At 72.3% G+C, this 23,778-nt stretch carries 23 protein-coding genes; 13 read left to right on the top strand and 10 right to left on the bottom strand.

The genetic code is table 11. The annotated features are described in order from the left end of the window. Nucleotides 1-141 precede the first annotated feature (141 nt). From AC3RJ7_RS13205 to AC3RJ7_RS13190, 4 genes are all read left to right on the top strand, one after another. Entirely contained in the window at nucleotides 142-1,236 is a 1,095-nt protein-coding gene (locus tag AC3RJ7_RS13205; protein WP_491456317.1) for a substrate-binding domain-containing protein, read from the top strand. 114 nt (nucleotides 1,237-1,350) lie between these two features. Beyond that, nucleotides 1,351-2,427, top strand: a complete 1,077-nt coding sequence (locus tag AC3RJ7_RS13200; RefSeq protein ID WP_491456316.1) for an ABC transporter permease — start codon at nucleotides 1,351-1,353, stop codon at nucleotides 2,425-2,427. After that, nucleotides 2,424-3,218, top strand: coding sequence for an ATP-binding cassette domain-containing protein (locus AC3RJ7_RS13195; RefSeq protein WP_491456315.1), 795 nt, complete (start codon nucleotides 2,424-2,426; stop codon nucleotides 3,216-3,218). The genes AC3RJ7_RS13200 and AC3RJ7_RS13195 overlap by 4 nt, the downstream gene beginning before the upstream one ends. Further along, on the top strand, nucleotides 3,215-3,583 hold the full coding sequence (locus AC3RJ7_RS13190) for a putative quinol monooxygenase (RefSeq protein WP_491456314.1): 369 nt from the start codon (nucleotides 3,215-3,217) through the stop codon (nucleotides 3,581-3,583). The genes AC3RJ7_RS13195 and AC3RJ7_RS13190 overlap by 4 nt, the downstream gene beginning before the upstream one ends. A gap of 42 nt (nucleotides 3,584-3,625) precedes the next feature. Here AC3RJ7_RS13190 and AC3RJ7_RS13185 read toward each other — a convergent pair whose 3' ends face one another. Continuing rightward, nucleotides 3,626-4,042: a DUF7882 family protein gene (locus AC3RJ7_RS13185; RefSeq protein ID WP_491456313.1), complete on the bottom strand. Its 417-nt coding sequence runs from the start codon at nucleotides 4,040-4,042 to the stop codon at nucleotides 3,626-3,628. 117 nt (nucleotides 4,043-4,159) lie between these two features. Between AC3RJ7_RS13185 and AC3RJ7_RS13180 the strand changes: the two genes are divergently transcribed. From AC3RJ7_RS13180 to AC3RJ7_RS13140, 9 genes are all read left to right on the top strand, one after another. Beyond that, nucleotides 4,160-5,206, top strand: coding sequence for an aldo/keto reductase (locus AC3RJ7_RS13180; protein ID WP_491456312.1), 1,047 nt, complete (start codon nucleotides 4,160-4,162; stop codon nucleotides 5,204-5,206). Nucleotides 5,207-5,386: 180 nt separating this feature from the next. After that, complete coding sequence (locus AC3RJ7_RS13175) at nucleotides 5,387-6,907, top strand: ABC transporter substrate-binding protein (RefSeq protein ID WP_491456311.1); 1,521 nt, start codon at nucleotides 5,387-5,389, stop codon at nucleotides 6,905-6,907. 3 nt (nucleotides 6,908-6,910) lie between these two features. Beyond that, nucleotides 6,911-7,855 (top strand): ABC transporter permease, encoded by a 945-nt coding sequence (locus AC3RJ7_RS13170; RefSeq protein ID WP_491456310.1) that lies wholly within the window; start codon nucleotides 6,911-6,913, stop codon nucleotides 7,853-7,855. After that, nucleotides 7,852-8,721, top strand: a complete 870-nt coding sequence (locus AC3RJ7_RS13165) for an ABC transporter permease (RefSeq protein WP_491456309.1) — start codon at nucleotides 7,852-7,854, stop codon at nucleotides 8,719-8,721. The genes AC3RJ7_RS13170 and AC3RJ7_RS13165 overlap by 4 nt, the downstream gene beginning before the upstream one ends. Then, entirely contained in the window at nucleotides 8,718-9,704 is a 987-nt protein-coding gene (locus tag AC3RJ7_RS13160; protein ID WP_491456308.1) for an ABC transporter ATP-binding protein, read from the top strand. Before AC3RJ7_RS13165 ends, AC3RJ7_RS13160 begins: the two co-directional genes overlap by 4 nt. Next, nucleotides 9,701-10,546: an ATP-binding cassette domain-containing protein gene (locus tag AC3RJ7_RS13155; RefSeq protein WP_491456307.1), complete on the top strand. Its 846-nt coding sequence runs from the start codon at nucleotides 9,701-9,703 to the stop codon at nucleotides 10,544-10,546. Before AC3RJ7_RS13160 ends, AC3RJ7_RS13155 begins: the two co-directional genes overlap by 4 nt. An 11-nt stretch (nucleotides 10,547-10,557) precedes the next feature. Beyond that, nucleotides 10,558-11,190, top strand: a complete 633-nt coding sequence (locus tag AC3RJ7_RS13150) for a TetR/AcrR family transcriptional regulator (RefSeq protein WP_491456306.1) — start codon at nucleotides 10,558-10,560, stop codon at nucleotides 11,188-11,190. Nucleotides 11,191-11,395: 205 nt separating this feature from the next. Continuing rightward, nucleotides 11,396-12,424, top strand: coding sequence for an agmatine deiminase family protein (locus AC3RJ7_RS13145; RefSeq protein WP_491456305.1), 1,029 nt, complete (start codon nucleotides 11,396-11,398; stop codon nucleotides 12,422-12,424). Between the two features lie 54 nt (nucleotides 12,425-12,478). Next, nucleotides 12,479-13,987 (top strand): agmatine deiminase family protein, encoded by a 1,509-nt coding sequence (locus AC3RJ7_RS13140; RefSeq protein ID WP_491456304.1) that lies wholly within the window; start codon nucleotides 12,479-12,481, stop codon nucleotides 13,985-13,987. 155 nt (nucleotides 13,988-14,142) lie between these two features. Here AC3RJ7_RS13140 and AC3RJ7_RS13135 read toward each other — a convergent pair whose 3' ends face one another. The 9 genes from AC3RJ7_RS13135 to AC3RJ7_RS13095 all read right to left on the bottom strand — a co-directional run bounded on the left by AC3RJ7_RS13135 (nucleotide 14,143) and on the right by AC3RJ7_RS13095 (nucleotide 23,766). After that, nucleotides 14,143-14,895 (bottom strand): hypothetical protein, encoded by a 753-nt coding sequence (locus AC3RJ7_RS13135; RefSeq protein WP_491456303.1) that lies wholly within the window; start codon nucleotides 14,893-14,895, stop codon nucleotides 14,143-14,145. Between the two features lie 231 nt (nucleotides 14,896-15,126). Next, nucleotides 15,127-15,786 (bottom strand): response regulator transcription factor, encoded by a 660-nt coding sequence (locus AC3RJ7_RS13130; protein WP_491456302.1) that lies wholly within the window; start codon nucleotides 15,784-15,786, stop codon nucleotides 15,127-15,129. Further along, the gene (locus AC3RJ7_RS13125; RefSeq protein WP_491456301.1) at nucleotides 15,779-17,848 is read right to left on the bottom strand and encodes a sensor histidine kinase; all 2,070 of its coding nucleotides are present in this window, start codon (nucleotides 17,846-17,848) and stop codon (nucleotides 15,779-15,781) included. The genes AC3RJ7_RS13130 and AC3RJ7_RS13125 overlap by 8 nt, the downstream gene beginning before the upstream one ends. A gap of 32 nt (nucleotides 17,849-17,880) precedes the next feature. Then, complete coding sequence (locus AC3RJ7_RS13120) at nucleotides 17,881-18,438, bottom strand: hypothetical protein (protein ID WP_491456300.1); 558 nt, start codon at nucleotides 18,436-18,438, stop codon at nucleotides 17,881-17,883. Between the two features lie 119 nt (nucleotides 18,439-18,557). Then, nucleotides 18,558-20,051, bottom strand: a complete 1,494-nt coding sequence (locus tag AC3RJ7_RS13115) for an aldehyde dehydrogenase family protein (protein WP_491456299.1) — start codon at nucleotides 20,049-20,051, stop codon at nucleotides 18,558-18,560. Beyond that, nucleotides 20,048-21,238: a M20 family metallopeptidase gene (locus tag AC3RJ7_RS13110; protein WP_491456298.1), complete on the bottom strand. Its 1,191-nt coding sequence runs from the start codon at nucleotides 21,236-21,238 to the stop codon at nucleotides 20,048-20,050. The genes AC3RJ7_RS13115 and AC3RJ7_RS13110 overlap by 4 nt, the downstream gene beginning before the upstream one ends. Then, a complete protein-coding gene (locus AC3RJ7_RS13105; RefSeq protein WP_491456297.1) occupies nucleotides 21,231-21,917 on the bottom strand; it encodes a DUF1028 domain-containing protein in 687 nt (228 codons plus the stop codon). The genes AC3RJ7_RS13110 and AC3RJ7_RS13105 overlap by 8 nt, the downstream gene beginning before the upstream one ends. Further along, the gene (locus AC3RJ7_RS13100; protein WP_491456296.1) at nucleotides 21,914-22,378 is read right to left on the bottom strand and encodes a RidA family protein; all 465 of its coding nucleotides are present in this window, start codon (nucleotides 22,376-22,378) and stop codon (nucleotides 21,914-21,916) included. Before AC3RJ7_RS13100 ends, AC3RJ7_RS13105 begins: the two co-directional genes overlap by 4 nt. Beyond that, nucleotides 22,375-23,766: a flavin-containing monooxygenase gene (locus AC3RJ7_RS13095; RefSeq protein ID WP_491456295.1), complete on the bottom strand. Its 1,392-nt coding sequence runs from the start codon at nucleotides 23,764-23,766 to the stop codon at nucleotides 22,375-22,377. The genes AC3RJ7_RS13100 and AC3RJ7_RS13095 overlap by 4 nt, the downstream gene beginning before the upstream one ends. Nucleotides 23,767-23,778: the final 12 nt, after the last annotated feature.

The following is a 23,778-nucleotide window of genomic DNA, read 5'->3' as shown; positions in this document are numbered from 1 at the left end:
CGCGGTATTTGACAACGGTGTCACCTTTTGGTCTCGAATGTACGGATTCGACTTGACTATACACACCGACATCGACTAAACCTACGGTTGACATCGTTGTCAGGAGGGCAACGGTCCCCCCACACCAGAGGAGATTCATCGATGAATCACGCAGCACGCGGCGGGCTCCGCCGTCGACTCACCGCCGGCATCACGATCACGGCGGCAGCCGCACTCGCCCTCACGGGCTGTGCCTCGAGCGGCGGCTCGACCGGTTCGGGCTCCGACGACGAGATCGGCGTCTCGCTCATCGTGAAGACGACGACGAACCCGTTCTTCGTCGCCATGCAGGACGGCGCGAAGGAGGCGGCCGACGAGCTCGGCGTCGACCTCACGCTCGCCGCGGGCAAGGAGGACGGCGACGAGGACACCCAGATCCAGGCGATCGAGAACGCGATCTCGAAGGGCGACGCGGGCATCCTGATCACCCCGAACGGCCCCGCGGTCGAAGACGCGCTGATCAAGGCGCGCGACGCGGGCCTCTACGTCATCGCGCTCGACACCCCGCCGGCCGACCCCGAGGCCGTCGACATCACCTTCGCGACCGACAACTTCCTCGCCGGCCAGAAGATCGGCGAATGGACCGCGGCGAAGCTCGACGGCGAGAAGGCGACGATCGCCATGATCGACCTGTTCGACGACAAGGTCGTCTCGGTCGACTGGGCCCGCGACCAGGGCTTCCTCGACGGCATGGGCATCGACCTCGCCGACTCGGAGAAGAACGGCGACGAGGCGAAGACCGGCAGCTACTCGGGCGGCGAGTACGAGATCGTCGGCAACGAGGCATCCCAGGGCGCCGAAGACGGCGGCCGCACGGCCGCCGAGACGCTGCTGAGCAAGAACCCCGACATCAACGTCGTCTACACGATCAACGAGCCCGCCGCCTACGGCGCGTACGAGGCGTTCAAGGCCGCGGGCGCGACCGACGACCTCATCGTCGTCTCGGTCGACGGCGGCTGCGCCGGCGTGCAGAACGTCGCCGACGGCATCATCGACGCCACGAGCCAGCAGTACCCGGTGAAGATGGCCGACCTCGGCGTGCAGGCGATCTTCGACCTCGTCGAGACCGGTGAGAAGCCCGAGACGAGCGAGGGCCTCGACTTCTTCAACACCGGCGTCGAACTCGTGACCGACGACCCCCAGGACGGCGTCGACTCGATCGACACCGCCGAAGCCGGCGAGATCTGCTGGGGCTGATCGCCCCGGCCGCCTGAGCCCGGTGCGGGTCGGGTGACGGATGCCCCGGCATCCCGCTCCTCCCCGGCCCGCACCGATCCTCACCGCCCCCACCGACACGACGGAGTAAGAAACGTGAGTCAGCACACCACCGAACCGGCGCCCGCGGCGCCGGCCCAGCCCACCAGCGGGCCGCCGACCTCGGCGCTCGACCTGGCCGAGGAGTTCCTCGACCGCTCCACGCCGCTCAGCCGAATCCGCAACGTCCTGCACCGCTATCCCGCGATCAGCCCGGCGATCGTGCTCGTGATCGCCGTCATCGTCTTCGGAATCCTGAACGACCGGTTCCTCAACCCGGCGAACCTCTCCCTCATCACCCAGCAGGTCGCCGTCGTCGGCACGCTCGCCGTCGCCCAGACCCTCGTGATCCTCACCGCCGGCATCGACCTCTCGGTCGGCGCGGCCATGGTGCTGAGCTCGATGGTCATCGCGCAGACGGCGGTGAACCAGGGCATTCCAGCGGTCATCGCGCTGCTGCTCGGCCTCGTCGTGGGGCTCGCCGCGGGCGCCCTCAACGGCGTGCTCGTCACCCGGCTCAAGCTGCCGCCCTTCATCGTGACCCTCGGCACGCTCAGCATCTTCGTCGCGCTCACGCTGCTCTACTCTGGCGGCGCCACGGTGCGCGGCGGCGAGATGCCCGAGCTCCTCACCTGGACGGGGTCGACGTTCGACATCGGCGGCGTCAACTTCACCGTCGGCGTGCTGCTCATGCTGCTGCTCTACGTGGCGATCGCCTTCATCCTGTCGAAGACCGCCTGGGGCCGCCACGTCTACGCGGTCGGCGACGACCCCGAGGCCGCGCGCCTCGCCGGCATCAGCGTCAGCCGCGTGCTCCTCAGCGTCTACCTCGCCGCCGGGGCGATCCTCGCGCTCGCCGCGTGGATCCAGATCGGGCGCACCAACGCCGCCTCGCCGAACGCGGGCGCCGAGCTCAACCTCGACTCGATCACCGCCGTCGTCATCGGCGGCACGAGCCTCTTCGGCGGTCGCGGCACCGTCTGGGGCACCCTCCTCGGCGCGCTCATCGTCGGGGTGTTCCGCAACGGCCTCTCGCTCGCCGGGCTCGACGTGCTCTGGCAGACGTTCGCGGTCGGCGTGCTCATCATCGTGGCCGTCTCGGTCGACCAGTGGATCCGGAAGGTACGCAAATGACCACCGCAACCCCCGCATCGTCGGGAACCCAGACCCGCACGCCCGTGCTGCAGGCCCGGCGCCTCGTGAAGACCTTCGGCCGGGTCGTCGGGCTCGACGGCGTCAGCCTCGAGCTCTACCCGGGCGAGGTGCTCGCCGTCATCGGCGACAACGGCGCCGGCAAGTCGACGCTCATCAAGTGCCTCACGGGCGCCTACGTCCCCGACGAGGGCGAACTGCTGCTCGACGGCCGGCCCGTGCACTTCAAGCGCCCGCAGGACGCCCGCGCGGCCGGCATCGAGACCGTGTACCAGAACCTCGCGGTCTCGCCGGCACTCGACGTGGCCTCCAACCTGTTCCTCGGTCGCGAGGTGCGCAAGAAGGGCGTCCTCGGCTCGGTGTTCCGCGTCGTCGACCAGAAGGGCATGCGCCGGCAGGCGCGCGAGCAGCTCGCCTCGCTCGGCATCTCGACCCTGCAGGACGTGACCGTGCCGGTCGAGAACCTCTCGGGCGGCCAGCGCCAGGCGGTCGCGGTCGCCCGGGCCGCGGCGTTCGGCTCGAAGGTCGTCGTGCTCGACGAGCCCACCGCCGCGCTCGGCGTGCGCGAGTCGAACCAGGTGCTCGAGCTCGTGAAGCGACTGCGCGACCAGGGCATCCCGGTGATCCTCATCTCGCACAACATGCCGCACGTGTTCGAGGTGGCCGACCGCATCCACGTCCAGCGGCTCGGCAAGCGCGCCGCGACGATCACGCCCGAGTCGCACTCGATGACCGACGCGGTCGCGATCATGACGGGCGCGGCGACGGCGTGACCGACCGGGATGCCGCGGCGCCGGTGCGGCTCGTCGCCGAGTTCACCGCCCTGCCCGGGCGCGAGGAGGAGGTCGAGCGCCTCCTCCTCGCGCTCACCGTCGAGGTGCGACGCGAACCGGGATGCCTCGAGTTCACGCCGCTCAGGGTCGCGAGCGCGCCCGTGCTCGACGCGGGCACGGCACTGGCGGTGACCCCGGGCCCGGCGCCGGTGCGCCGCCGCTTCATCGTGACCGAGACGTATCGGGATGCCTCGGCGTTCGCCGATCACCTCGCCGCGCCGTACGGCGCGCCCTTCAACGCCGCGCTCGGCCCGCTCATCGAGGAGGACGGTTCGCAGCTCACGTTCGTGCAGCAGCTCGCCTGACCTCGGCCGTCCGACCCCGTCGGCCAGGTCGGGCGGTACAGGTCACGACGTGGGCGAGGCGTCTGCCTTCGCAGGGTCGAGCCGCACCGAGCCGACGAGCTCGTGGACGTCGACCCCGGGCCCGGGCGGCCGGTCGGGGACGGTCTGGATCGGCCCGGTGGCGAGGTGCTCCGGCACGAGCTGGACGCCGCCGGTCGAGTTGGCCGACATCATGAGGTCGTTGACCCACTCCTTGTTGAGTTCGGGGCGCTCGGGGGCGTCGAACACGAACCGCAACGGGATGGTCGGGTGCATCCAGATCGTCGACCGGCCGCGGGGCTGGTCGTCGGGGTGCTGCCACGAGAGCGTGAAGCTCTCGCCACGGCGGAGCTTGGTGATGAGTGCAACCTTCAGATGGGCGAGTGCGCGATCCTCGATGCCGATAGGAGTCTGCGAGTCGCCGTAATACAGAGTTCCCATGCCGGGATGATAATCAGAAATCAGCGCGATCTGTACCCCTTTCGGGGGTGCGGCCAGGTCGCGTCGTCGGCCGTCTCCAGTAGCGTCTCGGTGAACCCCATCATGCCGAGGAGCCCCATGCCCATCTCCGCCGACGACCCCCGACTCGTGACCCCGCACACGGCTGCCGCGACCCGCTACGACGACGTGCCGTTCCGGCGGGCGGGCGCGAGCGGCGTGCCGCTGCCGCGCGTCTCGCTCGGGCTGTGGCAGAACTTCGGCCGCGATCGCTCGTTCGAGAGCCGGCGACGCATCCTGCTGCACGCGTTCGATCGCGGCGTCGTGCACATCGACCTCGCGAACAACTACGGGCCGCCTTACGGCGCCGCCGAGACGACGTTCGGCAACGTCCTCGAGACCGACCTCGGGCGCTACCGCGACGAGCTCTTCGTCACGACGAAGGCGGGCTACGACATGTGGCCGGGGCCGTACGGCGACGGCGGGTCGCGCAAGTACCTCGTCCGATCGCTCGAGCAGAGCCTCACCCGCATGCGCACCGACCACGTCGACGTCTTCTACTCGCACCGGGTCGACCCCGACACGCCGCTCGAGGAGACGATGCAGGCGCTCGTGGACATCGTGCGCAGCGGCAAGGCGCTCTACGTCGGCATCTCGAACTACCCGGCGCCGCTCGCGCGCCGGGCGCACGACCTCCTGGCGGGGGAGGGCGTGCGTCTGCTGCTGCACCAGCCGCGCTATTCGCTGTTCGATCGCACGCCCGAGGCCGAGCTGTTCCCGCTGCTCGAGGAGCTGCAGGTCGGCAGCGCGGTGTTCTCCCCGCTCGCGCAGGGGCTGCTGACGGCGAAGTACCTCGACGGCACGGTGCCCGCCGACTCGCGGGCGGCCGACAGCCGGTTCCTCGACGGGTCGGCGCTCACCGACGACTACCTGCGTCGCATCCGGGGCATCGACGGGGTGGCGAAGCGGGCGGGTCTCTCGATTCCGCAGCTTGCCGTGGCGTGGGTGCTGCGCAACCCGGCGGTGACCACGGCCATCATCGGGGCGTCGCGGCCCGAGCAGGTCGACGACGCGGTCGCCGCGAGCAAGGCCGAACTCGCCGCCGAGGTCGTCGAGGCGCTCGAGGAGTTCGCGGCGCCGGCGGGGGAGACCGCCGACGCGGACTGAGCCGGCCGGTCGGGTCGGAACGAGAGGCGTGCTCCCCATCGGGAGCGCGCCTCTTTCGCGCGCCCGGAAACCCGCTCGGCAGGGACGGATGTTGACAAGTCGGAGCATCGTCACGATGATATTTGGATAACATCCAATTTTCTGACGATGACGACGCCGTCATCGGGGACAGGAGTCCTCATGGCCCCCTCCATGACGAAGATCTCGGCGGCGCTGGCCGCTGCCGTACTGGTCGCCGCGCTCGCCGCGTGCAGCCCGGGCGACGGCGGCTCGGGCCCCGCCGACACCGGCACGCTGCACGTCGCCCGCGCCGAATCGTTCGACGGCTGGGACCCCGACCAAGCCGCCGCCTACGCCACCTACCAGACCCTGCAGGGCGTGCTCGAACCGCTGCTCCGCTTCAACGCCGAAGGCACCGAGGTCGAGGCGGGCCTCGCGAAGTCGTGGACGTACGACCCGGCGGCCCTGACCTGGACCTTCGTGCTGCAGGACGACACCCGGTTCAGCGACGGAACCCCGCTCACGTCGGCCGACGTGGCGTTCTCCGCCGGCGTCTGGGCGGAGGGGGCGAACTACGGCGCGCTCTACGCGAACATCACGGACGTCTCGACCCCGGACGACCGCACGACGGTGTTCGCGCTCGCCGAGCCCGACTCGACCCTTCCGGTCCTCATGACCTGGGCGTCGTCGGCGATCTTCCCCGCCGACTTCGGCGGGAAGACGAGGGAGGAGTACTTCGAGAAGCCGGTGGGTGCCGGCGCGTTCTCGGTCGTCGACTGGTCGCCGGGCGGACGGATCACCCTCGAGAAGAACGCCCATTACTACCAGCCGGGCCGGCCGCACGTCGACGAGGTCGTCATCGACGTCCTCCCCGACGCGACCGAGCGCGGCGCGCAGTTCCAGGCCGGACAGGTCGACATCTCGGAGTACGTCGGGGCGAGCGACGCCAAGCAGTACGGCGATGCGCTGGTCGCGCTCCCGGTCGGCCAGGTCGAGCACCTGAGCTTCAACACGACCAAGGCCCCGCTCGACGACCCCGACCTCCGCAAGGCGATCGCGTACGCGATCGACTACGACTCGATCACCGAGGGCGCTTTCAAGGGCTACGGTTCCACGCCGCGCGGAATCATCCCCCCGAACCTCGCCAACTGGGCGCCGCCGACCGATGCGCCGTTCGCGATGGACCTCGACCGCGCGAAGGAACTGCTCGACTCCTCGGGAGCCGGCGTCACCGAGCTCGAGGTCGTCTACGACGCGGCCAACGCCACCGATCACCTCGTCGCCCAGATCCTCAAGGCGAACCTCGCCGAGATCGGCATCGACCTCGAGCTCACGGGGCTCGAGACGGGCGCCTTCCTGAGCCGCGCCTACGGGCTCGACGCCGACCTCGTGCTCTGGTCCTACGGCGCCGTCTCGCCCGACGTGGTCGACCCGCTCGGCTGGATCCTCGGCACGTCGTGGCTGTTCACGGGCTTCGAGACCGGCACGGTCGAGCAGCAGTTCTTCGACTACGCGGCGACGGACTCGCCCGCCGAGAAGCAGAAGATCGTCGAGACCGTCCAGAACGAGGCGCTCGAGAACGCGCAGGCGGTCAGCCTGTCGGAGTTCCAGGTGCTGCACGGTGTGAGCGACCGCGTCACGGGGTTCGCCGCCGCACCGTGGGGCATGTACTACTGGGACACGATCAAGGTCGGCGAGTAGCGCATGGAGCGGTACCTCTTCGTCGGCAAGCGCCTCGCGCTCGCGATACCGCTGCTGTTCGGCATCGTGCTCCTCGTCTTCCTCATCCTCCAGGTGACCCCGGGCGACCCCGCCCGGCTCGTCGTCGGCCTGCGGGCCTCCGAGGCGGAACTCCAGCAGGTGCGCGAACAGCTCGGGCTCGACGATCCCGCGATCGTGCAGTACTTCCGCTACGTCGGGGAGGTGCTCACCGGCGACCTCGGCTACTCGTACAAGTCGAACGAGCCGGTCTCCGGGATCATCGCCGAACGCCTCCCCGTCACGATCTGGCTGCTCGGGTTCGGCGCCCTGTTCTCGCTCCTGATCTCCGTGCCGCTGGCCATCGCCTCGGCGCGCCGGCCCGATCGGGCGTTCGACCACGCGACGCGCGGGTTCGGCCTCGTCGCGCTCGCGATGCCGTCGTTCTGGGTGGGCATCATCCTCATCCTCACGGTGGCGCTGCCGACGGGATGGTTCCCGGTGGGCGGGTTCGGGTCGACGCCGGCGGAGCACCTGCGCTCGATCGTGCTGCCCGCGCTCACGCTCGCCCTCTCGATCGCCCCGCTGCAGGTGCGCAGCCTCCGGGCGAGCATCATCACCGTGCTCGGCGCCGAGCACGTGACGACGGCGAAGTCGCTCGGCGTCGGCCGGAACCGGGTCATGTCGAGGTTCGTGCTCCGCAACGCCGCGCCCCCGACGATCTCGATCCTCGCGCTGAACATCGGCTACCTGCTGTTCGGTGCGGTCGTCATCGAGACGACGTTCGCGCTCCCGGGCGTCGGCCAGGGCATCGTCCTCGCGGCGCGCCAGCGCGACATCCCGTCGATCCAGGGCTACACCCTGCTGTTCGCGGTCGTCGTCGTGCTCGTGTTCCTGATCGCCGACATCGTGACGTCGATCGCCGACCCGAGGCTGGAGGTCGAGTCATGAGCGCCGGCGCGGCGACGGCCGTCGCGATCGACGCGGGCCCGAGCCACGCGGTCGCGGGCGTCGAACGCGGGCGGATGCCTCGGCGAGTGCGGATCGGCGCGGCGATCGTCGTCGCCTACGTCCTCGTCGCCCTGTTCGCGCCGTTCATCGCCCCGTACGACCCGCTCGAGCAGGACATCGTCGACGCGCTGGCCTCGCCGAGCCCGGCCCACCTGCTCGGCACCGACGAGCTCGGGCGCGACGTGCTCTCGCGGCTCGTCTACGCGTCGCGCGTCGACCTGCTGGTCGGCTTCCTCGGGGCGGCGCTTCCCGCGGTGCTCGGCACGTTCCTGGGCGCGATCGCGGGGTTCCGCGGCGGTTGGGTCGACGGCACGATCATGCGCGTCTCGGACGTCGTGCAGGCGTTCCCGACCTACATCCTCATCATCGCGCTCGTGTTCGTGCTCGGCCCCGGCGTGGTCTCGATCCTCGTGGCGTTCACGCTCATCGCCTGGGTCGCGTACGCGCGCCTGATCCGCACGGAGGTGCTGCGGGTGCGGAGCCTCGACTACGTCGCCGCCGCGCGGGCCTCCGGCCTGCCGGCGCGACGAGTGCTCTGGCGCCATGTGTTCCCGAACTCGGTCGGACAGAGCATCGTGTACCTGCCCGCCGACGTCGTCGGGGCGACCCTCGGCCTCGCCGCGCTGTCGTTCCTCGGCCTCGGCATCCAGGCGCCGACGCCCGAGTGGGGCGCGATGATCGCGGCGGGCCAGCCGTACATCCGCGAGCAGTGGTGGCTGTCGACCGTGCCCGGACTCGTCGTGGTCGGGTTCGGGCTGGGGCTCAGCCTCATCGGAGAGGGCATCGAGGAATGGACGAGGAAATGACCCGTACGGTGTTGAGCGTCGACGACCTGCAGGTGCGGCTGAGGCTCGGCGGACGGACGGTGACGCCCGTCGACGGCGTCTCGTTCCAGGTCGCGGCCGGTGAGTCGCTGGGGATCGTCGGCGAGTCGGGATCGGGCAAGAGCCTCTCGTTGCGGGCGGTGCTCGGCCTGCTGCCGCCCGGCGGCTCGGCCGATGGCTCGATCCGCTTCGCCTTCGAGCGGGGCGAGATCAGCGGCGATGTCGAACATGCTCGCGGCCACGGGGTCGCCATGGTCTTCCAGGAGCCGATGACCGCCTTGAACCCGACGATGCGCGTCGGCGACCTCATCGGCGAGGCCGTCCGCGCGCGGGGCCGGGGCACCCGCCGGCTCTCGCGCGGCGAGGTGCGCCGACGCGTCGTCGAGCTGATGGCGAGCGTCGGCATCCCCGAGCCCGATCGTCGCGCCCGGATGTGGCCGCACGAGCTCTCGGGCGGCCTGCGGCAGCGCGTCATGATCGCGGCGGCCCTCGCGACCGAGCCCGAACTCCTGCTCTGCGACGAACCGACCACGGCGCTCGACGTCACCATCCAGGCCCAGATCCTCGACCTGCTCCGCCGGCTCCGCGAGGAGCGGGGGCTCGCCATGGTGTTCGTCTCGCACGATCTCGCCGTGGTCGCCGAGGTCTGCGACCGGGTCGCGGTCATGTACGCCGGCCGGATCATCGAGACCGGCCCGGTCGGCGAGGTGCTCAGCTCGCCGCGCCACCCCTACACGGCGGCGCTGCTCGCCTCGGCGCCGTCGTTCCACGGCGGCGACGACGCGCTCGCCACGATCCCCGGCTCCCCGCCCGACCCCCGCAGGTTCCCCCAGGGGTGCCGGTTCGCGGCGCGCTGCCGCTTCGCGCGCGAGGACTGCCGGACGGCGCCCTACGAGCTCGTCGGCGACGATCGCCGCGCGACCGCGTGCATCCATCCCGAGCAGTTGCTGGAGGCCAGCGCATGACCACCCTCCTCGAGGCCCGCGGCCTCACCGTGGGCTACCGCACCGGCTCGGCGCTGTTCGCGCGCCTGCGCCGCCGGCCCGTGCCGGTCGTGCACGCCATCGACTCGGTCGACCTGGTGGTCGAGCGCGGCTCGTCGGTCGGCATCGTGGGCGAGTCGGGCTGCGGGAAGTCGACGCTCGCGAAGGCGATCGTCGGGCTGGTTCCGCTCTCGGCGGGCGAGCTCGTGCTCGACGGCGAGCCGCTGCGACCGCATCGCTCCCGGCAGGAGACCCGCCGCATCCAGATGGTGTTCCAGGACCCGAGCTCCTCGCTCAACCCGTCGATGACGATCGGGCAGACCCTGCGTGAACTGCTGCGGGTGCACCGCATGGTGCCGGCCGACGGGGTGCAGCGTCGTGCCGAGGAGTTGCTCGGCCTCGTCGAGCTGCCGACGTCCCTCCTCGACGCGTACCCGCGCCGCCTCTCCGGCGGGCAGCGGCAGCGGGTCGGCATCGCCCGGGCGCTCGCTCTCGAACCGGAGATCCTGATCGCCGACGAATCGGTGGCCGCGCTCGACGTCTCCGTCCAGGCGGCGATCCTCAACCTGCTCCAGAAGCTGCGCGACGAGCTCGGGCTCACGCTGCTCTTCATCTCGCACGACCTCGCCGTCGTGCGCCACATCAGCGAGCGGGTCGTCGTGATGAACGGCGGCCGGATCGTCGAGGACCGGCCGACCGAGGAGCTGTTCTCCAGCCCGCGACATCCCTACACGGCGGCGCTGCTCGGCGCCGCGCCTCGCCTCGCCGGGGCGGCCTCGACCGCCGGTGCCGCGCGCCGCCGCGGAGGAGGCGCCGATCACTAGGATGGTGCGCGATGGGTGAGGAAACGACGACCACGGGGCGGCGGGCGAAGGGCAAGGCCCGCGAGGAGCTCGTCGTCGAGGCTGCCGGTCGGGCCATCGCCGAGCTCGGCCTCGCGAACGTCCGCGTCTCGGATGTCGCCGAGCGCGCCGGCATGACGCCGGGCCACGTCACCTACTACTTCCCGTCGAAGACCGAGCTCCTCATGCTCGCCATCCGGCAGAGTGAGGAGGCGCTCGTCGAGCAGGCCGAGGCCGAGCTCGCCGGGCTCGACGATCCGTGGGCGCGGCTCGAGCGACTCATCGAGCTCTCGGCGGCGAACGAGCGCGGCGACGCGGGCTGGATCCTCTGGTTCCAGGTCTGGTCGGACGCCGCGACGGACGACACCGTCGCCCGGGTGCACAACGAGCTCGACGACCGCTGGCGGCAGATCCTCATCGGCGTGCTCGCCGACGGCCGCGAGCGGGGCGCGTTCTCGTTCGACGACCTCGACGACACCGCCCAGCTCATCTCCGCGACGATCGACGGCCTGTCGATCCAGCTGACCGTCGGTGCGCCCGACTTCGACCGGGCGAGAATGCTCGACCTGTGCCTGCGCGCCAGCGCCGGCCTTCTCGGCGCGCAGGCGCCGATCGACTGCGCCTGACCGTTCGCCGCGCCTCGACCGGGGGCATCCGAACGTGCGTGCCGGCCTCTCGAGGCGACCTCTGCCGCGGCATCCGGCCGGCCTGATCCTCGGCGCGCCAGCTCGTCGCCCGTACCGACCGACCTCGTTCTGCGATCGCGCTTGCGTTAAAATTGGATGTCATCCAAAATATCGGTATCGCCACGCAACCGATGGAGGAACTTCCGTGTCAGAGACGACGCCCACGCCGGCCGAGGCCGGCTACTCGATGCCGGCCGAGTGGTCGCCGCACGCCGCCTGCATCATGGTGTGGCCGGCCCGCCGCGAGCTCTGGCAGGGGCGGCTCGACCAGGCGAAGCACGACTACGCGGCGGTCGCCCGGGCGATCGCGGCCTTCGAGCCGGTGGTGATGCTGTGCAACCCCGGCCTCGCCCAGGAGGTCGTCGACCTCTGCGGGGCCGGTGTCGAGCCGCTCGAGGTCCCCGTCGACGACTCCTGGGCGCGCGACAGCGGCCCGGCCTTCGTCACGAACGCGGCCGGGCACGTCGCGGCGGTCAAGTTCGGCTTCAACGCGTGGGGCGGCCGCTGGCACCCGCACGACCAGGACCAGCTCGTCCCCGACCGCCTCGCCGCGCACTTCGGCGTGCCGCTCTTCCGGGCCCCGTTCGTGCTCGAGGGCGGCGCCTTCTTCGTCGACGGCGAGGGATCCCTCCTCACGACCGAGCAGTGCCTGCTCAACCCCAACCGCAACCCGCACCTCACCAAGGCCGAGATCGAGCAGGGCCTCAAGGACTACCTCGGCGTCAGGGCCGTGACCTGGCTGCCGTTCGGGCACAGCCTCGATGTCGGCCCCGCCGGCACCGACGGCCACATCGACGGCGTCGCCCAGTACGTCGCCCCCGGCCGCGTGCTGCTCGAGGTCCCGTCCGACCCGGCGTCGACCGAGTACGAGCGCGCCCGGGCCAATCTCGACCGCCTGCGGCAGTCGCGCGACGCCGCCGGCCGTGCGCTCGAGATCGACTTCCTCGACCCCCGTCTCGACGCCGAGGTCTCGTACGCGAACCACTACCTCGCCAACGGCGCCGTGATCGTGCCCGTCGGCGACGACGGCCGCGACGACGACGTGCTCGCCTTCCTCGGCGGCGTCTACCCCGACCGCGAGGTCGTGGGCGTGCCCGGCGCCACCATCGCCTTCGGCGGCGGCGGCCCGCACTGCATCACCCAGCAGGTTCCGGCCGGCCTCGCCGCGGCGTAGACCGACCCGCCTCGAAACGAAGCAAGCCCGTACGACAGAGAGAAGGAATCGACCATGAGCGAACACCGCAGTGAACAGACGACCTTCGAGGGCCATCCGCGCCGACGGTTCCTGGCGCTCGCCGGGGTCACGGCAGCCGGCCTGGCGGTGGCGGCGCCCGGCGTGCGCGCCCTGACGACGATGGATGTCGCGCAGGCGGCCGGCCCGTTCGCGGTGCCCGGCGAGGCCGGCCCGCTGAAGCGGATCTGGATGGCGTGGCCGTCGAGCACCGCGATCTGGGGCAGTGCACTGCTGCCCGGCATCCAGGGCGACATCGCGAAGATCGCCAACGAGATCGTCAAGTCGACGCCCGTGATCATGTGCGCCGACGGCTCGACCGCGGCCTCCGCGGCGCGCAGCAAGGTCAGCTCGAACGTGACGGTGATCAGCTCCATCCCGGTCGACGACTGCTGGATGCGCGACTCTGGAGCGGTCTTCCGCACCGACGGCGCCGGCGGCATCGATGCGATCGGCCTCAACTTCAACGGCTGGGGCAACGAGCAGACCCATGCCAAGGACTCGCTGGTCGCGCAACGGATCGCCGCGTACAACGGCTTCGCCTTCACCGCGGCGAACGTCACGGGCGAGGGCGGCGGCGTCATCGCCGACGGCGACGGCACGCTCATCGCCAACCGCAGCTCGTGGGTCGACTCGGCCCGCAACCCCGGCAAGACCGAGGCGCAGATCGAGGCCGAGCTCCTGCGCGTCTACGGCGCCTCCAAGATGATCTGGTGCCAGGGCGTCTCCGGCCAGGACATCACCGACGACCACATCGACGCGACCGTGCTCTTCACCGGCCCCGGCAAGGTGATCGTGCAGCTCAGCAACCCCGCGCGGCCGTCGACGATCTGGTCGCAGTCGGCGATCGCGACCCGCGACCGGCTCGCGGCCGCCACCGATGCGAAGGGCCGGCAGCTCCAGGTCACCACGATCTACGGGCCCGCGTCGCTCCCGCGCATCCCCGCCGCCAAGCAGTCGACGTTCTTCGACGGCTACCTGAACTGCATCGTGTCGGCCGGCTCGGTCATCACCGCGCAATTCGGCGACCCCACGACCGACGCCGCGGCCCGCGATGCGCTCGCCGCGGCCTTCGGCCGCCCGTGCGTGCAGCTGAACCTCGACGTGCTCATGGGCGAAGGCGGCGGCGGCGCGCACTGCGTCACGATGGACGAGCCGCTGGCTGCCGGGGCGCCGACGCCCACGCCGACCCCGACGCCGGTCGGACCGACCGTGACGGCCGACCGGACCTCGGTGAGCCGGGGCGGCACGATCCGCGCCGTCGTCGCGAACGGACCGGGCAACCGGCGCGACTGGGTGGGCCTGTACCGCGCGACCGACGCCGACAGCGTGGGCGGCTACGTCGAGAAGTACCTCAACGGGCAGTACACGCCGCCGGCGACGGGCCTCACGTCCGCGACGGTCTCGTTCACGGCACCGTCGACGGCGGGAACCTACGACTTCCGCTTCTTCGCGGACGACGGCCTCACGCGGCTCGCGAAGAGCGCGACGTTCACCGTCGTCTGAACCTGCGCGGGCGGCATGCCCGCGCGCACGACCGCGGCCGCGGCATTCACGGGGGATGCCGCGGCCGCAGCCATGCACGGGGGCGAACGCCGCCGCGAGCGGAGCACGAGCGGGGGTCGCGGCTCGCGCCGCGGCCCCCGCTCGATCCGTGCGTCCTACTTCGCGGCCACGAGGCGGACACCCGCGACGAGCAGCGGCGCGTAGCAGACGAGCGAGAGCACGACGCCGATCGGCCCGAACATCGGGACCACCCACGGCAGGAGGCCGAGCGGGGCGATCCACCAGGAGACGGCCTTGGCACGGGCGAGCGCGAGCGAGAGCAGGCCGATGCCGAGGAGCGCGGCCCCCATGCCCGAGAACTGCCAGATGGCGACCGTCCACTCCTTCGCCGCGGCATCCATCGCGGCGGCGTCCTCGATCGCGAGCGTGTTGCCGGCGCTGACGAGGAACCAGTCCGACAGCAGGAGGCCCGACATCTGGATCGCGCCGAACAGGGTGATCACGGCGGCGATCGGCAGGAACACCCGGCCGCGCCGGCCGCGCAGCAGGCCGAGCGACGCGATCGCGCCGAAGGCGAGCGCGACCCAGCCGTAGTGCAGCAGGTTCGCCGACCACAGGCTGAGCGCGGGGTCGGCGGCGAGCGACTCGATGTAGCCGGCATTGCCGGGCGAGGTTTGCGCGGGCGAGGTGAGGAAGCCGGCCGTGAAGAGCAGGGGTGCGGCGATGAGACCGGCGCCGCCGATGCGCTGCAGCCGGTTCGGGTGCACGGGGCCGAGGTCGGCCGTACCGCGGTCTCGGCCGGCCGGGTGGCCGGATGCGGCGGGCGCGGCCGTCACGCCGTCGGCGGGTGCGGGTGCGGGTGCGGGTGCGGGTGCCGGTTCGGCGGAGGTGGGGGCGAAGAGATCCATGTCGGTTGCCTTTCGTGGTGTTCCGGGTCGGTGATCCCAGATTCCCGGGGGCGCGCCCCGGGCCCACAGGGTGCGGCGTCCCGCGGATGTCCCTCCGGTGCCCGGGACATCCGACGCCCGGCCGTCGACGCGGCCTCGGCCGCGGCATCCCACCCGTCGACGCGGCCTCGGCCGCGGCATCCCACCCGTCGACGCGGCCTCAGCCGCGGCATCCCACCGACAGCGCGGTGGTCAGGCGAGCCCGAGTCCCGCCTCGCGAGCGCGCACGATCGCCTCGGCGCGATCGGCCACCTGGAGCTTCGCGAAGATGTTCGACACGTTGTTGCGCACAGTCTTGGGGGAGAGGAAGAGCGCCTGGGCGATCTGCGGGTTCGCCCGCCCGGCGGCGAGCAGGTCGAGGATCTCGCGCTCGCGCGCGGTGAGCTGCGGGAACGCCTCGGGCGCCTGCGCCGTCACCGCCCCGGCGGCGAAGAACTCCGCCACCCGGCGCGCGATCGCGGCTCCGAACACGAGCTCACCGCGGTCGACCGCGCGGATGGCGGTCAGGATCTCGTGCTGGCTCGCCCCCTTCACGAGGTACCCGCGGGCTCCGGCGCGCATCGCCGCGAAGACGGTCGCGTCGTCCTCCGACATCGTCAGCACGACGACCGCGAGGTGCGGATGCCGCGACGTGATCTCCCTCGTCGCGGCGATGCCGTCGAGCCTGGGCATCTGCACATCCATCACGACGACGTCCGCGTCGGCGTCGTCGACGACCTCCAGCGCCTCCTCGCCGTCCGAGGCGGTGCCGACGACCTCGACGCCGTCCATCGATTCGAGCAGCATCGAGAGGCCGTCGCGGTAGACGGGATGGTCGTCGACGACCAGGACGCGGATCGGTTCCTCAGACATCGGCGGTGGCCTCCTCGGGGGCTCGGGTCGTGGCGTGGGCCAACGGCAGGGCCGCGCGGACGACGGTACCGCCGTCCCCGCCGTCGGTGATCTGGACCGAGCCCCCGAGCTCGGCCGCGCGCTCGCGGAGGGAGCGGAGGCCCACGCCGCCGACGGCGTCGGCCGGGATGCCGGCGCCGTCGTCGCGGACCTCCAGGCGGAGCATCCCCCCGTCGCGCCAGAGGCGCACGCGCACCCGGCGCGCATCCGCATGCCGGTGCGCGTTCGTGAGCGCCTCGGACGCGATGCGGTACGCCGCCACCTCGACCGCCGGCGGAAGCCCGTCGGGCACCTCGCCCGACACGTCGACCGCGAGACCGCCGCCCGTGAGCCGGGCGCCCTGCTGTTCGAGCGCCTGCAGGAGCCCCAGGTCGTCGAGCGCCGGCGGGCGCAGGTCGTGCACGATGCGGCGGATCTCGTCGATGACCTCGGCCTGGTCGTCGATCGCTGCGTCGACGAGCGCGAGCGAGCGGTCGGGATCGCGCCGGGCGATGTTGCTGGCCGTCTCGAGGCGGAGCTTGACGCCGCCGAGCAGCGGGCCGAGCCCGTCGTGGAGCTCACGACGCAGCCGGGAGCGCTCCTCCTCGCGGGCGAGCACGAGGCGCTCGCGGATCGCCTGCAGCTCGCGGCCGAGCTCGGCGTTCCGGATGGATGCCGCGGCGAGACGCACGAGGTCGCCGAGCAGCCGCCGGTCGCGATCGGATGCCACGGGACGGCGCCCGGGTTCCATGCGGATGCGGCCGATGACGGCGCCGGCGTGGTCGATCGGCACGTCGACCACGTCGCCCGAACGTGCGCCGTGCTCGGCGACGAGCGGATCGTCGCCGGGACGGTCGAGCTCGACCCGGACGTACGGCGACGCGAACGCCTCGGCGATCGCCGAGGCGAGGTCGCCGAGCTGGGAGCGGGTGTCGGCGGAGCGCTCGAGCCGGTCGCCGAGCGAGGACACGACCGCGTACGGGTCGCCGCGGCGACCGTTCACGAGCCGGCTCGCGAATGCGAACAGCCGCCCACGCAGCGGTGCGTACACGACGGTGACGGTGACGGCCGCGAGCAGCATCGCCGCACGGTCGTCGACTGCGCTGCCGACGGCGACCACGACGAGCACGTCGACGACCACGATCGCGCCGATGAGCACCGCGTAGACGATCGTCCACGGAAGCAGCCGGTCGATCGCGTAGAGGCGGTAGCGGGTGACGGCGATCACGATCGAGGCTCCGATGAGCCCGATCGTGGCCGAGAGCAGCACGTCGACCACCACCGTCGGCACGAGCGGGTAGATCGTGAGGGCGCCGACGAACACGATCCCGGCCCACACGAGCCAGCGGAGCTGGGCGCGCTCCTCGGCGGACGCGCCGAACCGTCGTCCGAAGCAGACGACCAGTGCGAGCACGAGGCTCAGCGCCAGGCACGGCAGCGACGCCGCGAGGATCGCCACCCACGCGGCATCCGGCAGGGGCAGTCGCACGGCCTGGACCGGTTCGAACGCGGCGAGCTGGCCCGCGCGGGCGGGGTCGTCGGCGACGAGCGCCTCGGCCGGGGCGAACAGGAAGGCGAACGGCATCACGAGGCCGAGCACGATCGCGACGATCGACACGGCACGCCAGGCGCCGTGGCGCAGACGCCCGTCGGGGAAGAGCAGCAGGATCAGCACGATCGGGAAGATCAGCACCGACCCGAGCCGGCTGAAGAACCAGAACGCGGGCACCGCCCACCAGGCGTCGCGGTCGGAGAACCAGGCGAAGTTCACCGCCGCCGACGCGAGCCCGTCGAGCACCCACAGCGTGCCGAAGCCCACGAGCACGACCGCGATCGGATGCCACGGCAACCGATTGAGCAGCAGGCACCCGGGCACGAGCATCGCCACGCCCGGGAGCACACCCGACCAGCCCGAGGAGAGCGGCGGTTCGGAGTGGTGGGACAGCACGGCGACATCGAGCGCGATCGCGACGACCGCGGCCACGAGCGAGATGCCGATCGCGACGGCGGCGGCGATTCGGCTCGAGGCCAGGGCGCGGTTCATCGGAACATGCTCTCAGCTCCGATGTCCCGCTGTCACGGGACCGGTGTCCCGCTCTCGCGGTGGGCCCGCCGCCGCACCCCGCAGACCAGCAGCGCGAGCATCGCGATGCCGAGCTCGACCACGGCCACGACGACCGCGACGGCGTGCACCGCGCCCACCGGGCCCGCGGCCGAGGCATCCACGTCGCCAGGGCTCGCGAGGGCGGCGTGATGCCCGCCCCCGGCCGCGGCGCCCGTGAGGTGGATGACGAGCATCGTCAGCGCGGCCACCGCCATCACGCCCCACTCGCCGGTCGAGGGCGGGGATGCCTCGCTCCGGTGCAGCAGGCAGGCGGCGCACGCCGCGGCGAGACCCAGCATGGCGAATGCGCGCCAGTCGGGCGCCGCGACGGCGAGCCAGGCGTGCAGGCCGACGCAGACCAGCGCGATCGCGGTGATCGCGGCCCGCACGGCCCGCAGCGCCGGCGCTGCCCTGCGCGCACGCATCGACGGCGAGTGCGCGAGCCCGCGACGAGCGAGCGGTTGCGAACCCGCTCGCTCGTCGTGAACGCGCGCGCGCTCGCCGCGGGCAATGGCGGTGATGGTGGTCATGGGTGGTTCACGGAATCAGCTCGAGGGTCGGTGGCAGGTTGCCAGCCTCGCACCCGCACCCGGCCCGGTCTTGTCCGTGCCCGTCGAGGCCTTGCCCGTGCCTGCAGGAAGCCGGCGGCTCACGCCCACTGGAACCACGTCGTCTTCCAGTCGGTGTAGTTGTCGAGGGCGTGGCGCGACAGATCGCGGCCGAAGCCCGACTGGCGGAAGCCGCCGAACGGCGTCGTCAGGCCGAGCGCGTCGACCGTGTTGACCGAGACCGTGCCGGCGACGAGCCGCTCCGAGACGCGGTGCGCGCGGCCGAGGTCGGTCGTCCACAACGACGCGGCGAGCCCGTAGTCGGTCGCGTTCGCGAGGCGCACGGCCTCGTCTTCGCCGTCGAACGGCAGCACCGCGACGAGCGGGCCGAACACCTCGACCCGGTGCAGCTCGTGGTCGGCGCCGAGGCCCGTCACGATCGCGGGGCGCAGGTACGCGTCGGATCCCGTGATCGTCACGCGCTCGCCGCCTGCCACGAGGGTGCCGTCGCCGGCCGCGAGCGCGATCGCCGCGCCGACCTCGTCGGCGTGGGCCCGGCTGATCAGGCTGCCGTTGCCGTCGGCGCCCGCGAGCGGGTCGCTCGGCTCGTACGCGCGGGATGCCTCGGCGAGCAGCCGCACGAACTCGTCGTGCGCGCTTCGCTCGACGAGGATGCGCGAGTTCGCCGAGCACACCTGTCCCTGGTTGTAGAACGCGCCGAAGGCGGCCTTCGCCGCGGCGAGTTCGAGGTCGGCGTCGGCGAACACGAGGTTCGAGCTCTTGCCGCCCGCCTCGAGCGCGACGCGCTTCATGTTCGACGTGCCGGCGTCGACCATGAGCTGCTTCGCCACGGCGGTCGATCCGGTGAAGGCGAGCACGTCGATGCCCGGGTGACGGGCGATGCGCCCGCCGACGGTCGAGCCGCGGCCCGGGACGACGTTGAGCACGCCCGGGGGGATGCCCGCCTCCAGTGCGAGGTCGGCGAGCCGCAGGGCCGTGAGGGATGTCTCGGTCGCCGGCTTCAGCACGACCGAGTTGCCCGAGGCGAGGGCGGGTGCGAGCTTCCACGCGGCGATCTCGAGCGGGTAGTTCCACGGCACGATGGCGCCGACCACGCCGAGCGGCACCCGGCGCACGAGCGCCGTCGAGCCGGGCGGGGTCGAGGGGATCTCGTCGAAGCGCTTGTCGGCGAGCTCGCCGTACCAGCGGAACGTCGCTGCGGCGCCCGGCACGTCGACGACGCGGGTCTGCGCGATCGGCTTGCCCGAGTCGAGCGTCTCGAGGAGGGCGAGCTCGTCGAGGTGCTCCATCATGAGGTCGGCGAGGCGCACGAGCACGCGGCCGCGCTCGGCGGCGTCGATGCGGCTCCACCTGCCGTCGTCGAAGGCGTGGCGGGCGTGGTCGACCGCGAGGTCGACGTCGCGCTCGGTGCCGGCGGCGAGGTCGGCCAGGTGGGCGAGCGAGCCCGGGCTGATCACGGGGAGGGTGCCGCCCTCCGCGGCATCCACCCGGCGGCCGTCGATGACGGCGCGGCCGTCGATGGCGAGTTCGCGGCTGCGCGCCGCCCAGTCGGTGGCGCGGTCGGTGGTGGTCATGATGCGTGCTCCCGGGTGTTCGAGGCGGGGGTGTTCGGGCTGGCGGCGTTCGCGGTGACGACGTCGATCGTGGTCCACGCCATGAGCGCGGCGGCGTCGACGAGGGCGCGTTCGGCGGCGGCGCCGACACAGGCCGCCGCGAACTCCTTCTGGTGGTTGGTGTGCGGCAGCGAGTCGACCCCGATGTAGGGGTGGATCGCCGGTACGAGCTGCGACACGTTGCCCATATCGGTCGAGGCGCGGTTCATGCGGCCCGCGACGAGCGGGTCGGCGAACACACGCCCGCGGTCGAGGGCGTTCGCCCGGTACGCCGCGAGCGCCCGCTCGTCGGTGCGGAACTCGGCGTACGGCTTCGACTCGGGGGTGATCGTGAGGCTCGCCCCCGACGCGAGCGCGCCCGCCTCGAAGCAGCGGCGCACCCGCTCCTCGAGCACCTCGAGCTCGGCGAGCGTGTTCGCGCGCGTGTACCAGCGGCCCTCGGTGCGCTCGGGGATCGCGTTCGGCGCGAAGCCGCCGACGGTCTGGATGCCGTGCACCCTCGTGTCGGCGGGCAGCTGCTGGCGCAGCATCCCGATCGCGACCTGCGCGATGACGAACGCGTCGTTCGCGTTGACGCCCTCGTCGGGGTAGGCCGCCGCGTGCGCCGAGACGCCGTCGTAGGCGACGTGGCTGTGCGAGACGGCGAACGGGCGTGCCTCGGCGACGTCGACGGGGCCGGGGTGCACCATCATCGCGAGGTCGAGGTCGCCGAACGCGCCCGCCTCGATGAGCTCGATCTTGCCGCCGCCGCCCTCTTCGGCCGGCGTGCCGTAGACGCGCACCGTGATGCCGAGCTCGTCGGCCACCCGCGCGAGCGCGAGCCCCGCGCCGACCGCGCTCGCCGCGATGAGGTTGTGCCCGCACGCATGCCCGAGACCGGGCAGGGCGTCGTACTCGGCCATGATGCCGATCGTCACGGGGCCCGAGCCCGCCTCGGCGAGCAGGGCCGTCTCGTAGCCGAGGTACGCGGGCGTCACCCGGAACCCGGCCGCGTCGAGCGCGTCGCCGACCCAGCCGGCGGCGCGGTGCTCCTGCCACGCCGTCTCGGGGTGCGCGTGCAGCGTCTCCGAGAGGGCGATGAGCGAGGGGGATGCCTCGGCCACCGCCGCGTCGGCCGCCAGCTTCATCGCGGCGACGGGCTCACTCATCGCCGGGCACCCCGTACGACGGCGCCGCCGAGGGGTCGAGCGCGCGCGTCACGTAGTCGTCGCGCTGCGGCAGCCACACCTCGACGAGTCGTTCGAGTTCTCCGATCGGGTCGTCGTCGACCCAGTCGACGCGCAGGTCGGTGACCCGCCAGCCGTTGCCGCGCACGACCGACAGGCCCGCCGAGTGCACGGGTCCGGCCTCGCCGCCCGCGTCGATCGCGGCGCGCATCGCGGCGACGAGCCGCACCTCGAGGTCGCCCTCGCTCGCGAGGAACGCGTCGACCATGACCTGCGGGACCTCGGCCGAGGCGAGCATGTTGCCGCCCGCGGCGACCCCCTCGCCGTCGGCCCCGGTCGCCTGCGCGTCGGCGAAGACTCCCAGCGCGCGCTGCCCCGAGTGCACGGCGGTGCTGCCCTCGGCGTCGACGACGAGCAGCTGCCGGAACTCGACGTGCTCGCGACCGTCGACGACCGCGGCGAGCGCCTCGGCCGCCGAGTCGCCGGCCGCGAGCCGCTCGAGCACGGCGGGCCCGAGCCGCGGGTCGGTCACGTTCTGCGAGTTGACGCCGCCGATGCCGTCGGCGAGGTGCACGCACCGGGCCGCGACCGCGGGCGACGACGAGCTGATCGCGGAGCCGATGGCGCCCGAGGCATCCCTGGCGACGATCGAGAAGGTCATGCCGCGCCGCCCTCGGTGTCGTCGGCTGTGCCGGCGGACGCGGCGCGGGAGCCGCTGATGACGGCGGTCGCGTCGATCTCGACGAGCCACTCGGGGCGCGCGAGCGCGCTCACGACGAGCCCCGTCGACACCGGGAAGACGCCCTGCAGCCACCTGCCCATGACCCGGTAGACCGGCTCGCGGTAGCGCGGGTCGATGAGGTAGACGACGACTTTCACGATGTCGTCGAGCGACGACCCGGCCTCCTCGAGCAGCATCGCGATGTTCGCCATGGCCTGCTCGGCCTGCGCCTCGACGTCGCCGATGCCGACCGACTCGCGCGTCTCGAGATCCTGCCCGATCTGGCCGCGCAGGTAGACGACGCCGCCCGCGACGACGGCCTGGCAGAGGTCGTTGTCGAGGTTCTGCTCGGGGTAGGTGACCTTCGTGTTGAAGGGCCGGATGCGGGTGTGCGTGGTCAACGGAGGGCTCCTGTCGTGGTGAGGGCGTCGGCGGGTGCGGCGTCGGCGGTCGGTGCGGCTTCGGCAGCGGCATCCGCTTCGACGGCGCCTGCGGGTTCCGGGGCGGATGCCGCGTCGCCGGCGCCCAAGGCTGCCGACGCCGCCTCGTCGTACGCCCGGTAGCTCTGCTGGATGCCGATCTGGTCGGCGAGGTACTTGGCGTCGTGCCACACGCCCCAGATGAAGCTCGATCCGCGGCGCGACTGCCACGGCAGCCCGAGGAAGTACACGCCCGGCTCGACCGAGACGCCGCGCTGGTGGCGGGGGCGGCCGCGCTCGTCGAACGCGTCGACTTCGAGCCAGCCGTAGTCGACCGCGAACCCGGTCGCCCATACGATCGACGTGATGCCGGCCGCGGCGAGGTCGAGCTCGAGCACCGGGTCGGTCACGCACGCCGGATCGGGGCCGAGCACGCGGGCCTCGGGCTCCTCGGGCAGGTCGAGGCCGTTGCGCTCGACGTAGGCGTCGGCCTCGTCGAGGAGCGACAGGTAGTTGGCGTCGCCCCGCGCGAGGTTCGCCGCGAGGTCGGGGGAAAACCGCATGACGCCGTCGTCGTACGCCGCTGCGCGGCCCACGAGCGTGATGCCGTCGGCGGCGAGCTTGCGGAAGTCGACCGTGCGGCCGCCGTGCGCACCGCTCACCGCGATCGTCACGTGCTCGGCGCCGGCGGCGGGAGCCGAGGCATCCCACTTGCCCAGCACGCCCAGCCACCAGCAGAAGTCGCGATCGCGGTAGGCGCGCGGCGGCCGGTCGTGCGGGCCGACGGCGAGGTGCACCTGCCGGCCCGAGTCGCGCAGCTCGTCGGCGATCTGCACGCCCGACGAGCCGGCGCCGATGACGAGCACGCCGCCGGCCGGCAGCTGCTGCGGGTTGCGGTACGAGCTCGAGTGGAGCTGGTGCACGGGGCTCGTCGCGGGCACGAGATCGGGGATGACGGGCTTCTGGAAGGGGCCGGTCGCCGCGACCACGAAGCGGGCGACGTACGAGCCGTCGGTCGTCTCGACGTCGAAGCCGGGCGCGCCGTCGCGCCGCCGCACCGAGACGACCTCGACGCCCGTGCGGATCGGGGCCGCGATGGATCGCGCGTATTCGGTGAAGTACTCGGCGACGCGGTCCTTCGACGCGAACGCGTCGGGGGAGAGGCCCTCGAACTCGAGCCCGGGGAACCGGTCGTGCCAGGCCGGGCCGTTCGCGACGAGCGAGTCCCAGCGCCCGGTGCGCCACCGCTCGGCGATCCGGTCGCGCTCCAGCACGACGTGCGAGACGCCGCGTGCGCCCAGGTGCTCGCTCATCGCGATCCCCGCCTGACCTGCGCCGACGACGACCACGTCGACCTCGTGACTCGACATCCCGAAACTCCA

This window comes from Agromyces solani (genome assembly GCF_058349925.1).
This window is presented reverse-complemented; position numbering and strand designations above follow the sequence as displayed.

Bases quoted from the DNA above. Each gene is read 5' to 3' on its own strand.
- AC3RJ7_RS13195 (WP_491456315.1), top strand. From the start codon at position 2,424: ATGACCACCGCAACCCCCGCATCGTCGGGAACCCAGACCCGCACGCCC.
- AC3RJ7_RS13175 (WP_491456311.1), top strand. From the start codon at position 5,387: ATGGCCCCCTCCATGACGAAGATCTCGGCGGCGCTGGCCGCTGCCGTA.
- AC3RJ7_RS13165 (WP_491456309.1), top strand. From the start codon at position 7,852: ATGAGCGCCGGCGCGGCGACGGCCGTCGCGATCGACGCGGGCCCGAGC.
- AC3RJ7_RS13185 (WP_491456313.1), bottom strand. From the start codon at position 4,042: ATGGGAACTCTGTATTACGGCGACTCGCAGACTCCTATCGGCATCGAG.
- AC3RJ7_RS13130 (WP_491456302.1), bottom strand. From the start codon at position 15,786: ATGTCTGAGGAACCGATCCGCGTCCTGGTCGTCGACGACCATCCCGTC.
- AC3RJ7_RS13180 (WP_491456312.1), top strand. From the start codon at position 4,160: ATGCCCATCTCCGCCGACGACCCCCGACTCGTGACCCCGCACACGGCT.
- AC3RJ7_RS13140 (WP_491456304.1), top strand. From the start codon at position 12,479: ATGAGCGAACACCGCAGTGAACAGACGACCTTCGAGGGCCATCCGCGC.
- AC3RJ7_RS13170 (WP_491456310.1), top strand. From the start codon at position 6,911: ATGGAGCGGTACCTCTTCGTCGGCAAGCGCCTCGCGCTCGCGATACCG.
- AC3RJ7_RS13205 (WP_491456317.1), top strand. From the start codon at position 142: ATGAATCACGCAGCACGCGGCGGGCTCCGCCGTCGACTCACCGCCGGC.
- AC3RJ7_RS13150 (WP_491456306.1), top strand. From the start codon at position 10,558: ATGGGTGAGGAAACGACGACCACGGGGCGGCGGGCGAAGGGCAAGGCC.
- AC3RJ7_RS13155 (WP_491456307.1), top strand. From the start codon at position 9,701: ATGACCACCCTCCTCGAGGCCCGCGGCCTCACCGTGGGCTACCGCACC.
- AC3RJ7_RS13105 (WP_491456297.1), bottom strand. From the start codon at position 21,917: ATGACCTTCTCGATCGTCGCCAGGGATGCCTCGGGCGCCATCGGCTCC.
- AC3RJ7_RS13115 (WP_491456299.1), bottom strand. From the start codon at position 20,051: ATGACCACCACCGACCGCGCCACCGACTGGGCGGCGCGCAGCCGCGAA.
- AC3RJ7_RS13135 (WP_491456303.1), bottom strand. From the start codon at position 14,895: ATGGATCTCTTCGCCCCCACCTCCGCCGAACCGGCACCCGCACCCGCA.
- AC3RJ7_RS13160 (WP_491456308.1), top strand. From the start codon at position 8,718: ATGACCCGTACGGTGTTGAGCGTCGACGACCTGCAGGTGCGGCTGAGG.
- AC3RJ7_RS13125 (WP_491456301.1), bottom strand. From the start codon at position 17,848: ATGAACCGCGCCCTGGCCTCGAGCCGAATCGCCGCCGCCGTCGCGATC.
- AC3RJ7_RS13120 (WP_491456300.1), bottom strand. From the start codon at position 18,438: ATGACCACCATCACCGCCATTGCCCGCGGCGAGCGCGCGCGCGTTCAC.
- AC3RJ7_RS13095 (WP_491456295.1), bottom strand. From the start codon at position 23,766: ATGTCGAGTCACGAGGTCGACGTGGTCGTCGTCGGCGCAGGTCAGGCG.
- AC3RJ7_RS13110 (WP_491456298.1), bottom strand. From the start codon at position 21,238: ATGAGTGAGCCCGTCGCCGCGATGAAGCTGGCGGCCGACGCGGCGGTG.